The following is a 13,019-nucleotide window of genomic DNA, read 5'->3' as shown; positions in this document are numbered from 1 at the left end:
GTAGTCTAAATATAGGCTACTACTTTAGCATAATGAACCACCCAACTTATCCCCTTTGGCATGATGTTTTTGGCAAGCCGAGAGGGATACAATAAAAAAATGACAAATACCTAAATTTATGCTCGCCCCACTGATGCGGTCAGCTATAAATTAGGCAACCCATAAGGAATTTTTTATGAAAATTCGCTCACAAGTCGGCATGGTGCTAAACCTTGATAAATGTATCGGTTGTCACACCTGCTCTGTCACCTGTAAAAACGTCTGGACCAGTCGTGAAGGCATGGAATACGCATGGTTTAACAATGTCGAATCCAAACCTGGTATCGGCTACCCCAAAGAATGGGAAAACCAAGCCAAATGGAAAGGTGGCTGGATTCGCAACGCTGACGGCTCAATCAACCCAAAAATCGGGGGCAAATTCCGCATTCTCGCCAATATCTTTGCCAACCCAGATTTGCCAAGTATTGACGACTACTACGAACCGTTTGACTTCGATTACCAACACCTACACACTGCCCCGATTAGCGAACACCAACCGATTGCTCGCCCACGCTCACTGATTACAGGCAAGCGGATGCAAAAAATCGAATGGGGTCCCAACTGGGAAGAAATTCTTGGTTCGGAATTTGCCAAACGCCGTTTGGACAAAAACTTTGACAACGTCCAAGCCGATATCTACGGTCAATACGAAAACACCTTTATGATGTACCTACCACGCCTGTGCGAGCATTGCTTGAACCCTGCGTGTGTTGCCTCGTGTCCAAGTGGAGCGATTTATAAACGTGAAGAAGACGGCATTGTGCTGATTGACCAAGAAAAATGTCGTGGCTGGCGGATGTGTATTTCGGGCTGTCCTTACAAAAAAATCTACTACAACTGGAAGTCGGGCAAATCCGAAAAATGTATCTTCTGTTACCCTCGTATCGAAAGCGGTATGCCAACCGTGTGTTCCGAAACCTGCGTAGGGCGGATTCGCTATCTAGGCGTGCTATTGTATGATGCCGACAAAATCAAAGAAGTCGCTGGTATCGCCAACGAAAAAGACCTTTACCAAGCCCAACTTGACATTTTCCTTGACCCAAATGACCCTGCGGTCATCGCCCAAGCCCTAAAAGACGGCGTGGATATGTCGGTCATCGAATCCGCTCAAAAATCGCCTGTGTATAAACTGGCAATGGACTGGAAATTGGCATTGCCATTGCACCCAGAATACCGCACCTTGCCAATGGTTTGGTATGTGCCACCACTATCGCCGATTCAAAACGCCGCCGAAGCAGGCACAGTCGGTATGGACGGCTTGATTCCAGATGTCGATAGCTTGCGTATTCCTGTCAAATACCTTGCCAATATGCTGACCGCAGGCGATGAAGCCCCTGTCAAATTGGCACTCAAACGCTTACTTGCCATGCGTAGCTACAAACGCTCACAACTGGTCGATAAAGTTGATGCCCAAAGCGTGCTAGATAGCGTAGGTCTGAGCAAACACCAAGTCGAAGAAATGTACCGCTACCTTGCGATTGCCAATTACGAAGACCGTTTTGTCATCCCAACCGCTCACCGTGAAGAAGCCCTAAGCGATGCGTTTGCCGAGCGTGGTGGCTGTGGCTTTACCTTTGGCAATGAATGCAACGGTGACAGCGATTACAGTATGTTTGGCAATAAAAAAACCAGTCGCCGTGACATGATTGACACCGTGCAAACTTGGGAGAACTGATATGAGTGACGCTACCCCAACGGTTGAAAACACCAATATTGAGCAAACCAATATTCAGAGCAACAGCCATGATATGAAACTGTTAAAAGTGATTAGTTTGCTCATGGATTATCCCAGTCACGAACTGTTTGCCGATGACACGTTAGACGTTTGCAAAGACTTGGTAAAAAATTCACGCTTGATTAGCCCAGCAGTGCGAGGCGAAATCGCAGACTTGATTGACAGTTTGACAAATTTGGGTGAATTAGAAGCCCAAGCCCGCTATGACAGCCTATTTGAACGTGGTCGCACCTTGTCGCTATGGCTGTTTGAACATGTTCATGGTGAAAGCCGTGACCGTGGTCAAGCCATGGTCGATTTAATGGCTCAATACGAGCAAGCAGGATTTGCTATTGATGCCAAAGAATTGCCAGATTACATTCCGATGTACCTTGAGTTTTTGGCATACCAAGCCGTAGCCACAGGTGACGAAATGCAAGTCCGCATGGACATTGCCGATGTCAGCCATATTTTGGCAGTGCTTGGGGCAAGACTTATTGATAAACAAAGTGAGTACGCCAGCTTATTTAAGGCATTATTGCAAGTCGCAGGACAGCCGTTAAGCTTGATTGATGACGAGCTTGCCAATATGAATAAATCCGAAGCGGTCAAACTTGCCGAAGACAGCCTTGAAGCCATTGACAGCGAATGGGAAGAAGAAATGGTTGATTTCTTGGGAGCCGAGCAAGAAAACTGCCCGAGCAATCAAACCAAGCAACATATCGCTAAAACCCTAGCGACCCAAGCCCAAAATAACGTCGATGTGCCGGTTCACTGGGTTGATTTTGCCACAACTGCTCAGACATCTAAATCCGCTGATATACCCTTAAAAAATCCATCTGCCTTGAGCCATAACTTACAAGGAGAGCCATTATGAACGTTGTACCGCCAAGCTATGAAGCCCTAGCCAATCTAAACTGGCTACAAGTATTTTTATTCGGGATTTATCCTTATATTGCCCTTGTTGTAGCTATCTTAGGGAGTTGGGCACGTTTTGACTTGTCACAATATTCTTGGAAAACCAGCTCTTCTCAAATGCTACAGCCCAAATATATGCGTGTGGGTAGCAACTTATTTCATATTGGTATCATTACGGTGTTGCTTGGGCATCTGTTTGGGATGTTGACCCCGCATTTTATTTATGAAAACTTTATCAGTGCGGCTCACAAGCAGATTTTAGCAGTGGTTGTTGGGGGCATCGCGGGGGTGGTGTGTTGGTTTGGTATGGTGTTGTTGATGATTCGCCGTTTTACTGACCCACGCATCTCGAACACCTCAACGTTTAGCGATAAATTGGTACTGATTCTGTTGTTTATTCAGCTTAATCTAGGGTTATTATCGATTTTTACGTCGATGAAACACCTTGACGGGGCGACCATGATGAACTTGGCAGGTTGGGCACAGGATATTACTATGTTACGTCCTTGGCAAGCAGCCGCACGTATTAATCAGGCAGATTTGATTTATCAAATCCATATGGCGTTAGGGATTACCTTGGTGATGATTTTCCCTTTTACCCGTTTGATTCATATTGTGTCTGCACCGATTTGGTATCTTGGCAGACGCTATCAAATCGTGCGTCAAAAAACGGCTCAATAATCTAAATGTTATGATACGGATGTAGGGGCACCATGCTTATGCCCCACTATAGTAATTTAAAAAACTGATTTATTTTCCCAGTTTCCACGGATAGAACACTCCAGCCGTCTATTCGTGGTTTTTTTTCGTCTTTAATGACATTAAATGACCAAATTCATATCAACATTATAGCCACTATATTTCAATTCTTTTACTAAATTCAATTTCCAATCGCCTGTTGTGGGAATATAAACTACTCCTGAAATATCATTCGGTTTTTCAACATTGCCTTTAACTAAGGCAGCAACGTTCTTTCTACCAATTTTGGCAATTAAATATCCATGTTCAAAAACTACGTTTTGCCTTGCTCTTGGTTGAAGATTATCCTTATGCATTATATCGTTTCCAACATCACAAGGTGTATATAAAACTACTCCAAAGCCAACATCTGTATTTCTATCAATTTTTTCAATGATAGTATCTCCAGAATTTGGTTGTTCATGTAAAATGATAGGTTCAAGTTTCAATCTTTCTATAAAACGAGCAACTTCATTTTTTAACGCATCATCATGACCATGTACAATAAAAACTTTATTATTTTTTGGGCTTGGTTGGTTTAATTTCTTAATAGGAGTTTCAAGAGGTTGAATTCTTCGACAAGTCATCAAAGCACCTAGAATAAAGCTCTTTTGTTTTTCAAAAGTATCTTCATAATTACCATCTAATTGAACTTTATCTAATTGTTCAAACGCTCTCCAAGGTGAACTGTCTCTACCAAAATTAGTTAAAATAACATCCTCGCATTCGGCAATCCATGCAAGCATCTGAGGAGTTGGACGTGAATAAACACCATGATTTGTTCGATAGTTATTTTTTTCAAAACTGTGAATATCAGCCTCTTCAATTAGCTCTTCGACCTTGTCTAATATATTCATATTTTTCCTTAAAACAATGCACTAAAGTTTCTTAAATATAGATTGAAATTCTAACTTGTAATGCTAAAGCGGTATAGTAAAAAACGACAATACCATCAATAATAATAATAAATTTTAACCTATATGATCTAAGGGTAGCTTATGAGCGTTTCAACTTTCGACCCAAAAAACAACCAAATCAACCAAGCCAACTCTGAACAAGACGATAATATCCGTATCATGCCAACCTCAGATGACCTCAAACGCCCCCACAGCGAAAAAGAACTCATCGAAGAGGCACTAGCTGAGGCGAAACGCCCCGATAATCTAATCGCCAGTAGTCGCCAACAAATCCCCAATATCAGCGTCAATGGCGTGGTCATCGACCCCACCGCCATCGCCCAAGAAGTGCAATATCACCCAGCCAACAGCCAAGACGAGGCGTTATTTTTATCCGCCCAAGCCCTGGTCATCCGAGAACTCCTCAAGCAAGCCGTGTATGCCGACCCCACATTGGGCAAATCCGCTTGGCAAGCCGATGAAGAAACCGCCATCAGCGACTTGATTGATAAAAACGTCCAACCCACCATACCCAATGAAGATAGCTGTCGCCAGTTATTCGATAGCAACCCACAACGCTACGTCACTCCACCGCTGTTGACGGTACGCCATATTTTATTGGCTTCGCCACCCGATGCAGGGGAAGAGCGTATCGAGCTAAAAAAACAAGCGACAAACCTAATTGAAACCCTGCAAAACAGTCAAAATCGGGACGCTGACTTTATCCAATTCGCCCAACAATACTCATTGTGTCCCTCAAAAGACAACGGCGGTGATTTGGGCGAAATCGTCAAAGGCGAAACCGTACCAGAGTTCGAGCAAGCGGTGTTTGGTTTGCCTGTCGGCGTGTCGGTCAATCCCATCGAAACTCGCTATGGCGTGCATATTGTTGAGGTGTTAAGCCGTGAAGACGGTCAAGCCTTGAGTTTTGAGCAAGCCATGCCGATGATTGCCAATGAATTGATCCAACAATCGTTTCATCATGGTTTGACGGACTTTTTGTTCAAACTTAGCCATAATGCTGATATTCAAGGCATGAATTTGCAAATGAATGAAGAAAATGTGTATCGTGGGTGACAAAAGTTTTAAAAAACCCACAGCTTGTAGGGTGGGTTAGTCGTATTTTTTGGCGTAACCTACCAGACTAAATGATTGATTTTATGATTAAATTGGTGGGTAACGCTTTGCTAACCCGCCCTACTTATTTGAATGTATTAGAGATGAAGTATGATATCCGTCCAAGATTTAAAATCCGCCATTACCGAACGTTGCCAACAATATTTAGCCGAACATCCGCTCAATCAGCGAGCGACCCAAACGCTACCACTATTGCAAGCCAAAAATCATATTTTGGCACAAGACATCACCGCCAGTTTTGACATTCCACGCCAAAACCTATCCGCAATGGACGGTTATGCCTTTGCCAAGGGTAGCGAGCTTGCCGAACGCACCGCTCTGACTATCGTGGGTGAATCGGTCGCAGGCAAGGCATTTGACGGTACATTGAAAGCAGGGCAAGGCGTGCGGATTTTTACAGGGGCGGTCGTGCCGAGCGATTGCGACACCGTGGTGATGCAGGAAAATACCAATTTTAACGATATTAAAGATAGCATTGATAAAACCCAGCGCTATGCCATTACGCTAACTAAAACCGCCACAGTCAGCTCAAATATCCGCTATCAAGGCGAAGAAGTGCAAACAGGCGAAACCGTCCTAACCATTGGCAAACGCCTGAATCCCACTGATATCAGCCTATTGGCAAATCTAGGCGTGGCTCAAGTGTCGGTATTTTCCCCTTTGACCGTGGGTATCATCGCCACGGGGGATGAGTTGGTACAAATCGGCGAGCCACTCACCCATTTGGCAAAGATTTATAATTCCAATACCCCAACGCTGAAATCCTTGCTCCATGAATTGCCCATTATTATCAAAGATTATGGCATTGTTGCCGATACGCTTGAGGCGACTCGAAACACGGTACAGCAAGCAATTAGCGAATGTGATTTGATTATCTCAACTGCAGGGGTATCGGTGGGCGATTATGACTTTTTAACCACGGTGATTGATGATTTGGGGCAAATTAACCATTATAAAGTGGCGATGAAACCCGGAAAGCCGTTTGTGTTTGGAGAGTTTAAAAAAGCCGAAAAAACCGTTTTGTATTTTGGTTTACCCGGAAATCCGTTATCGACGGTGGTCGGTTGTTTGCAGTTTGTCAAACCTGCGTTATGGCGACTGTCAGCGGTCAATAAAATGGATCTGCCAAAGCCATTACGGTTACAAGCCAAAACCACCCATAACATCAAAAAAGCGGTTGGCAGACAGGATTATCAACGAGCGATTGTTGCCCAAGACGATGAGGGGAATTTAAGCGTCACGCCCTTATCCGCTCAAGATTCGCACCGTATCAAGCAGTTAAGCCAAGCGAATTGTTTGTTGGTATTACCGCAAGACAATGCAGGGGTGACGGCAGGTGAATGGGTGACGATTGAGCCTTTTAGTTGGAACTTTCAATAATTTTAATTTTTAAAACTGTTAAAAATACACTACATTGGTGAAATGATTTTGGATATCAATAAATTTTCCATCTTTCAAAACAATAGTAGGTGGGAAAAAATTGATATCTTTAAATTCATTAATAGCTTCGTCTATAGAGATAATTTCAGGATTTCTAAATTTGAAAAAACTTAACTCTCTTAAATGCTCATGAAATATCTCATCAACGAATTTAAATTTATTAATTTCTTTTTGGTCAAAGTCATCAGAGTTTTCTAAATAATTTACAAAATCCGAAAACAAAGTTTCTATAATGGCATATTGTGCATTATCAATATATTGGGGTTTTTCCATTCTGACTACATCACTCCAGTCATCATAGGTAAATAAAAAACCTTGTGAACTCTGTTGTAATATATTGTCGTAATTTTTACCAAGCATAAGCTCTTTTACTGATTGAAAAGTATTAAGCATTTCTGACTTAATCAAAGGATGTAATTTTTTCCTAGTTGTTGGTTTTTGGCTTGATAATTAATGATTAGATTATACAAAATTCCTTTAAATCTTAATACCGTCTTTATCTGTACCGCTAAAGTAGTAGTTTGCGTTACTAATGGTGAATGGTATTCTTACTAAAAACTTGTTACAGTAAAATTTCAGCCATTACCGAGGCAACGCCTAAAGCTCACCATGAAAACCATCACCACCCACCCAATGCCTGTAGGCTCAAGCCCTACCGCTCATCGTTATGCCCCCAAATCAACGCTGGTGGACGGTTTTCATAGACAACTCAATTACTTGCGCCTGTCAGTCACCGATTTTTGTAACTTCCGCTGTGACTATTGTTTGCCAAACGGCTATACCGCCAACGGTGGCAAACGCCCCGATAATGAACTTTCCCTGAATGAAATCAATACCTTAGTACAAGGCTTTGCCGAATTGGGTACAAGCAAAATCCGCTTAACAGGCGGTGAGCCGTCCATTCGCTCTGACCTTACCGATATCATCGCTTTGACCAAAGGTCACGGCATTGCCACGGTGGCGGTGAGTTCTAACGGCTATAAACTCGGCAAACACCTATCCGCTTGGCACACCGCAGGGCTAAACCAGCTTAATCTTAGCATTGATAGCTTTGACCCCATGTTGTTTAAACAAATCACAGGCTTTAATATGTTGCCGACTTTATTAGGTGATATTGATACACTACTCGACAGCACCGATATTCGCCTAAAAATCAATGGCATACTCAAAGCCGATACCGCTTTTGACAATTTATTATCCGCCCTAGACTATGCCAAAACTCGCCCTGTGACCTACCGCTTTATTGAGTTTATGCAGACTTCGGACAATGGCAAGCTGTTTTTTGCCGAGCATACCAATGTCAGCCGAATCCGTGATTATCTACTGGAGCGTGGCTGGGTGGCACAGGTGCGAGCCAGTGATGCAGGACCTGCGACCGAGTATCGCCATGACGATTATGTCGGCAAAATCGGCATTATCGAGCCGTATGCCACGCATTTTTGTGATTCGTGCAATCGCTTGCGAGTGAGCAGTCAAGGCAAGGTGCATTTGTGTTTGTTTGATAAGGCAAGCTATGATGTGCGTGAGTTTTTGGCGAGTGGCGATGTGACGGGGCTAAAAAGAGCGGTGCAAAATCTAATGCCGATTAAGCCAGAACATCACCATTTACATGAACAAAATAGTGGGTTGATGAATAATCTTTCTATGATTGGTGGTTAAAAAGGCAATCTTGATAGCGAAACAGTCGATAAATGGCTTGCGATTGATTGTTTAGAAGATAGTTGGAAAAAAGTGCTTGCCAAAAAACGCTTGTCGAGCGACTAACACCAAATCCAAAAAAAAGACAGGGCGTAAGCCTTACGCCCCTACAGCTAACAACAAGGAACTCAAAATGACGAAACCTGCCAAACCTTTTATCCCGCTAAATATCGCTGTACTCACCGTATCCGACACACGCACGCTAGACGAAGATACCTCTGGTAAATACCTAGCCGATAGCCTAGTCGAGGCAGGTCACACCCTTGCCGAACGTGCCTTAACGACAGACTGTATTTACCAAATCCGTGCCATGGTCAGCAAATGGATAGCCGACCCCAATGTCCATGCAGTCATCACCACAGGCGGTACAGGGTTTTATGTCCGTGACAGTATGCCAGAGGCGGTGTCGCCTTTGTTTGATAAAGAAGTGCAGGGCTTTGGCGAAATGTTCCGTGCCTTGTCAAAAGACGAAATCGGTATGTCCACGCTCCAATCTCGTGCGGTGGCAGGTATGGCGAATAATACAGCGATTTTCTGTTTACCAGGGTCAACTGGTGCGTGTCGCACTGGTTGGGAAGGGATTTTAAAAGACCAACTCGACAACCGCACTCGTCCGTGTAATTTTGTGCCACATTTAATGCGTGTTAATCCAACTCATGATTGATTTGGCAGGAATTGTGATTTTGGCAGGGGGCGAATCTACTCGAATGGGTTCGCCAAAAGCCCTGTTAACATTGCCAAACGGTGAAACCTTGCTAGAGTGGCATATCGATCATGCTAAATCTTTAAGTACGCAATTAAGGCATGAAACAAATTTAAAAGTGCCAGTGATGATAGCGGATAATGGCAAAAATTTTTATCACCCAAGCTATTTGGAAAAAGGCAAAGTGATTGTGATTGCTGACGAATTGCCAAGCGATGACAACGGTAAAGGAGCAGGGGCATTATCTGCGATTGCCAATGCAATGTTGCAAGTGGTTTATCCTGAAGATTATTTAATGGTGATTAGCTGTGATTGTTTGATTGGTGCAAATCAGCTTTATCATCAGTTGTTTGATAGAGCAACTAATAAACATGAAGATGTTATTTATCTAAAGGGTGAAAAAGATTACCCACTATTAGGGCTATATCGCACTGATTTATTGCTTGAGCTTTATGACTATTTAGATAAGGGCAATCGGTCGGTGATGAAGTTTTTGGTGGATAAAACGGTAAAAATGGTTGATTTGCCGAATGATTGGGGGAAATTGGCAAATTTTAATACATTAGATGAGTTTAATATAGCTTTAAAGTTTTCAAAGATAACTAATTTTTAAAAGGATTCTATAATGAGAATACATAGTTTAAGAGTAAAAAATTTTAGAGGTTATAGAGATGAAATAGAAGTAAAGTTTGAAGATTTAACTTCATTCGTAGGAAAAAATGATATTGGTAAATCAACGATTCTTGAAGCTTTAGATATTTTTTTTAATTGTGGAAAAGGTGTTATTAAACTTGATAAGGATGATGTTAATAAGGAAGCTCTGGCTAATCAAGACGATGAGATTCGGATTTCAGTATGTTTTGAAAATTTACCACAACAAATTGTGATTGATTCTTCCAATACGACAAACCTAGTTGATGAATATTTATTGAACTCTGAAGATAGATTAGAAATTATAAAAAAATATAAAAATGCTGGTGCTGAGAAAATATATATAAAGTGTTTTCATCCTACAAACCCCCTTTGCTGTGACTTATTATCAAAAAAAGATAATGAGTTAAAAGGCATTATTGAATCAAATGATATTGAATGTGAAAATAAAAGAAAAAATGCTGTTATGAGAAAAGCTATTTGGGATTTTTATAGTGATTCATTAAACAGGCAAGATGTCGAAATTGATATTTCGAAATCTGATGTAGCAAAATCAATTTGGTCAAAATTGGAACACTACTTACCAATGTATTCTTTATTTCAATCTGATAGAAAGAATAGCGATGGTGACAGCGAGATACAAGACCCACTGAAAGAGGCTGTAAAAATAATTATGGGTGACACGGCAATTCAACAAAAACTTGATGAAGTTGCAGTTGAGGTAAGCAGTAAGCTTAATGAAGTTTCACAAAGAACATTGCAGAAACTACAAGAAATAAATCCAGAAATTGCCAATAATTTAAACCCAGTAATTCCTTCAACAAATAATTTAAAATGGGTAGATGTTTTTAAAAATGTATCAATATCAAGTGATGAAGATATTCCTATCAATAAAAGAGGAAGCGGTATTAAAAGACTTATCTTATTAAGTTTTTTTAGAGCAGAAGCTGAAAAAAGAAGGACTGAAAATAATTTACCAAGTGTAATTTACGCTATTGAAGAGCCAGAAACTTCTCAACATACCGAACATCAAAAGCTGTTAGTTAAGGCGTTTAAAGATTTATCTAATGAAAATAATACTCAAATTCTATTAACAACTCATAGTGCTAATATTGTCAAACAATTAGATTTTGCTCATTTAAGGCTAATTAGAATAGACAATATTTGTAAAACTGTTGAAAGAGTTTTACCTGCTCAATTATCTTATCCATCTTTAAATGAAGTAAATTATATAGCGTTTGGAGAAATTACCGAAGAATACCATAATGAACTTTATGGAAAAATTGAAATGAATAGTCAGTTATCCATCTTCAAACAATCGCAACCAACCGTACCATATAACAAAGTATTAAGAAATGGGCAAATTATAGTTGAACAAATATGTTTAACAGAGTTTATAAGACATCAAATTCACCATCCTGAAAATACAAATAATACTAGATTTACTCATCAAGATTTAAAAGATTCAATTGAACTTATGCGTAATTTTATAATTGCAAACCCTTAAGAGTTGTTATGAATAATTTAACTCATCTAGACACAAACGGCGATATATCAATGGTCGATGTATCCACCAAAACCGCCACCACACGTACCGCCACCGCCACAGGGCAAGTCATATTCCCTGCCGACATCTACACCGCCATCAAAAACGCAGACGGCATGACCAAAAAAGGCTCAATCACCCAAACTGCCCATATCGCAGGGGTAATGGCAAGCAAACGCACCCATGAACTTATTCCACTTTGCCACCAAATACCGCTAGACGGTGTCAAAATCAGCTTTGACTATGGCGACAGCCACCACGCCATCACCGTGACCGCCACCGCCAAAGTCAATCACAAAACAGGCGTAGAAATGGAGGCTTTAACCGCTGTGTCAGTCGCCTGCCTTACTATCTACGACATGAGCAAAGCCCTATCGCATGACATCGTCATCAGCGATATCAAACTATTAACCAAAACTGGGGGGAAGTCAGACTATGCCAACCAATAATGTGCAAACTAATGATACGCCAACCAATAAGCAAATTGAGGTTTTATATTTCGCCAGTCTTGCCGAACAAGCAGGTAAGGACGAAGAACGCCTAAGTTTTGACGGCGATAGCTTGGTCGCCTTGTATCAGCAATTAACCGAGCGTTACAACTTTCGCCTTGCTCAACACAAAATTGCCGTGGCGATAAACCATGAAATTACCGATTGGGATACCCCCATTCAACAGGGCGATATTGTCGCTTTTATTCCGCCTGTGGCAGGGGGGTAGGTTTAATTTGGACAAACCCTACCCCAACCCTCCCCTGATAAGGGGGAGTTAGAGGGGGTCTAATAGATTAAAAATTAACATTGTCTATTTATTCCACCTAAAAATAACCTAGAGAACACCATGAGTTCATTACATAAAGGTTCATCCATTATCAGTATTAGCGGAAATGAAGCCTACGACATCGCTATCCAACAAGGCTTTGCCCTACTCGATAAACCCATTAACGATAGACGACTAAAACTCGCCCTACTCAATGACCAAAGCGGTGCATTAGCCACCTTTGAGGGTTGGGTACGCAACCATAATAACGCTCGCCCAGTCACCAAGCTGACCTATTACGGCTACGAAAAACTGGCAATTAACCAAGGTGAAAAACTTATCACACAAGCCAAACAGCAGTTTGACATCATCAATGCGGTGGCGATTCATCGGATTGGTGACTTGGCAATCGGTGACATGGCGGTATGGATTGGCGTGACGGCTCACCACCGCTACCCTGCGTTTGATGCGTGCCGTTGGTTACTCGATGCCATCAAAGCGGATATCCCTGTGTGGAAACAGGAATTTTATGCCGACAGTGAAGAAAGTTTGTGGTTGAGTAATAATGGTTAGAAAGGATAAATAAAAAAGATGCCCACCGCTATTTTAAGTGTTTTATTCTTTTTATCCGCTTTGTTATATTCATCCGTTGGGCATGGCGGTGCATCTGGCTATTTGGCGGTCATGGGAATTGTCGGCGTCGAGCCTGCGATGATGAAACCGACGGCATTGTGCTTAAATATCCTCGTGTCTGCAATTGCGTTTTGGCGGTTTTATAGTGGC

15 protein-coding genes are annotated in these 13,019 nt (G+C 41.7%); 13 read left to right on the top strand and 2 right to left on the bottom strand.

Annotated features, from left to right (window positions below):
• The first annotated feature begins 175 nt into the window (after positions 1 to 175).
• From narH to narI, 3 genes are read left to right on the top strand one after another with little or no spacing between them, the layout of a single operon-like run.
• Positions 176 to 1,714 (top strand): nitrate reductase subunit beta, encoded by a 1,539-nt coding sequence (gene narH / locus RTR63_RS10010; RefSeq protein WP_036596335.1) that lies wholly within the window; start codon positions 176 to 178, stop codon positions 1,712 to 1,714.
• Between the two features lies 1 nt (position 1,715).
• Complete coding sequence (gene narJ / locus RTR63_RS10005; RefSeq protein ID WP_312524036.1) at positions 1,716 to 2,630, top strand: nitrate reductase molybdenum cofactor assembly chaperone; 915 nt, start codon at positions 1,716 to 1,718, stop codon at positions 2,628 to 2,630.
• Positions 2,627 to 3,352 carry a respiratory nitrate reductase subunit gamma gene (gene narI, locus RTR63_RS10000; protein ID WP_312524035.1) on the top strand — a complete coding sequence of 242 codons (726 nt, stop codon included), beginning with the start codon at positions 2,627 to 2,629 and terminating at the stop codon, positions 3,350 to 3,352. The genes narJ and narI overlap by 4 nt, the downstream gene beginning before the upstream one ends.
• Before the next feature lie 140 nt (positions 3,353 to 3,492).
• Here the strand turns inward: narI and RTR63_RS09995 are convergent, their stop codons facing one another.
• Complete coding sequence (locus tag RTR63_RS09995; protein WP_172823591.1) at positions 3,493 to 4,266, bottom strand: TIR domain-containing protein; 774 nt, start codon at positions 4,264 to 4,266, stop codon at positions 3,493 to 3,495.
• A 141-nt stretch (positions 4,267 to 4,407) separates the two neighbouring features.
• Between RTR63_RS09995 and RTR63_RS09990 the strand changes: the two genes are divergently transcribed.
• Together RTR63_RS09990 and RTR63_RS09985 are read left to right on the top strand one after the other, a co-directional pair.
• Positions 4,408 to 5,382, top strand: a complete 975-nt coding sequence (locus tag RTR63_RS09990; protein WP_309595379.1) for a peptidylprolyl isomerase — start codon at positions 4,408 to 4,410, stop codon at positions 5,380 to 5,382.
• A gap of 150 nt (positions 5,383 to 5,532) precedes the next feature.
• Positions 5,533 to 6,822 (top strand): molybdopterin molybdotransferase MoeA, encoded by a 1,290-nt coding sequence (locus RTR63_RS09985; RefSeq protein WP_312524034.1) that lies wholly within the window; start codon positions 5,533 to 5,535, stop codon positions 6,820 to 6,822.
• An 18-nt stretch (positions 6,823 to 6,840) separates the two neighbouring features.
• Here the strand turns inward: RTR63_RS09985 and RTR63_RS09980 are convergent, their stop codons facing one another.
• Positions 6,841 to 7,290, bottom strand: coding sequence for a hypothetical protein (locus RTR63_RS09980; RefSeq protein WP_312524033.1), 450 nt, complete (start codon positions 7,288 to 7,290; stop codon positions 6,841 to 6,843).
• Positions 7,291 to 7,515: 225 nt separating this feature from the next.
• Between RTR63_RS09980 and moaA the strand changes: the two genes are divergently transcribed.
• The 8 genes from moaA to RTR63_RS09940 form a co-directional block, all read left to right on the top strand.
• Positions 7,516 to 8,541, top strand: coding sequence for a GTP 3',8-cyclase MoaA (gene moaA / locus RTR63_RS09975; RefSeq protein ID WP_312524038.1), 1,026 nt, complete (start codon positions 7,516 to 7,518; stop codon positions 8,539 to 8,541).
• Between the two features lie 172 nt (positions 8,542 to 8,713).
• A complete protein-coding gene (gene moaB / locus RTR63_RS09970; protein ID WP_312524032.1) occupies positions 8,714 to 9,244 on the top strand; it encodes a molybdenum cofactor biosynthesis protein B in 531 nt (176 codons plus the stop codon).
• Positions 9,237 to 9,896 carry a molybdenum cofactor guanylyltransferase gene (gene mobA, locus RTR63_RS09965; protein ID WP_312524031.1) on the top strand — a complete coding sequence of 220 codons (660 nt, stop codon included), beginning with the start codon at positions 9,237 to 9,239 and terminating at the stop codon, positions 9,894 to 9,896. The genes moaB and mobA overlap by 8 nt, the downstream gene beginning before the upstream one ends.
• Positions 9,897 to 9,908: 12 nt before the next feature.
• Positions 9,909 to 11,441: an ATP-binding protein gene (locus RTR63_RS09960; RefSeq protein WP_312524030.1), complete on the top strand. Its 1,533-nt coding sequence runs from the start codon at positions 9,909 to 9,911 to the stop codon at positions 11,439 to 11,441.
• An 8-nt stretch (positions 11,442 to 11,449) separates the two neighbouring features.
• Positions 11,450 to 11,929, top strand: a complete 480-nt coding sequence (gene moaC / locus RTR63_RS09955; protein WP_312524029.1) for a cyclic pyranopterin monophosphate synthase MoaC — start codon at positions 11,450 to 11,452, stop codon at positions 11,927 to 11,929.
• A complete protein-coding gene (moaD, locus tag RTR63_RS09950; RefSeq protein ID WP_284035141.1) occupies positions 11,916 to 12,197 on the top strand; it encodes a molybdopterin converting factor subunit 1 in 282 nt (93 codons plus the stop codon). The genes moaC and moaD overlap by 14 nt, the downstream gene beginning before the upstream one ends.
• A gap of 120 nt (positions 12,198 to 12,317) precedes the next feature.
• Positions 12,318 to 12,809 carry a molybdenum cofactor biosynthesis protein MoaE gene (locus RTR63_RS09945; protein WP_160002918.1) on the top strand — a complete coding sequence of 164 codons (492 nt, stop codon included), beginning with the start codon at positions 12,318 to 12,320 and terminating at the stop codon, positions 12,807 to 12,809.
• Positions 12,810 to 12,827: 18 nt separating this feature from the next.
• Positions 12,828 to 13,019: hypothetical protein (locus RTR63_RS09940; RefSeq protein WP_312524027.1), on the top strand; the 192-nt coding region annotated here is incomplete at its 3' end.

It is taken from the genome of Moraxella sp. CTOTU47724 (genome assembly GCF_032014955.1).
In the GTDB taxonomy this organism is placed as follows: Bacteria; Pseudomonadota; Gammaproteobacteria; order Pseudomonadales; family Moraxellaceae; genus Faucicola; species Faucicola tetraodonis.
The sequence above is the reverse complement of the archived record's forward strand: the minus strand, read 5'-3'. Positions and strand labels throughout refer to the sequence as shown.

Coding starts and splice junctions, on each gene's coding strand:
- moaD (WP_284035141.1), top strand. CDS start 11,916: ATGCCAACCAATAATGTGCAAACTAATGATACGCCAACCAATAAGCAA.
- narJ (WP_312524036.1), top strand. CDS start 1,716: ATGAGTGACGCTACCCCAACGGTTGAAAACACCAATATTGAGCAAACC.
- RTR63_RS09990 (WP_309595379.1), top strand. CDS start 4,408: ATGAGCGTTTCAACTTTCGACCCAAAAAACAACCAAATCAACCAAGCC.
- RTR63_RS09960 (WP_312524030.1), top strand. CDS start 9,909: ATGAGAATACATAGTTTAAGAGTAAAAAATTTTAGAGGTTATAGAGAT.
- mobA (WP_312524031.1), top strand. CDS start 9,237: ATGATTGATTTGGCAGGAATTGTGATTTTGGCAGGGGGCGAATCTACT.
- moaC (WP_312524029.1), top strand. CDS start 11,450: ATGAATAATTTAACTCATCTAGACACAAACGGCGATATATCAATGGTC.
- RTR63_RS09945 (WP_160002918.1), top strand. CDS start 12,318: ATGAGTTCATTACATAAAGGTTCATCCATTATCAGTATTAGCGGAAAT.
- RTR63_RS09985 (WP_312524034.1), top strand. CDS start 5,533: ATGATATCCGTCCAAGATTTAAAATCCGCCATTACCGAACGTTGCCAA.
- RTR63_RS09995 (WP_172823591.1), bottom strand. CDS start 4,266: ATGAATATATTAGACAAGGTCGAAGAGCTAATTGAAGAGGCTGATATT.
- narH (WP_036596335.1), top strand. CDS start 176: ATGAAAATTCGCTCACAAGTCGGCATGGTGCTAAACCTTGATAAATGT.
- narI (WP_312524035.1), top strand. CDS start 2,627: ATGAACGTTGTACCGCCAAGCTATGAAGCCCTAGCCAATCTAAACTGG.
- moaB (WP_312524032.1), top strand. CDS start 8,714: ATGACGAAACCTGCCAAACCTTTTATCCCGCTAAATATCGCTGTACTC.
- moaA (WP_312524038.1), top strand. CDS start 7,516: ATGCCTGTAGGCTCAAGCCCTACCGCTCATCGTTATGCCCCCAAATCA.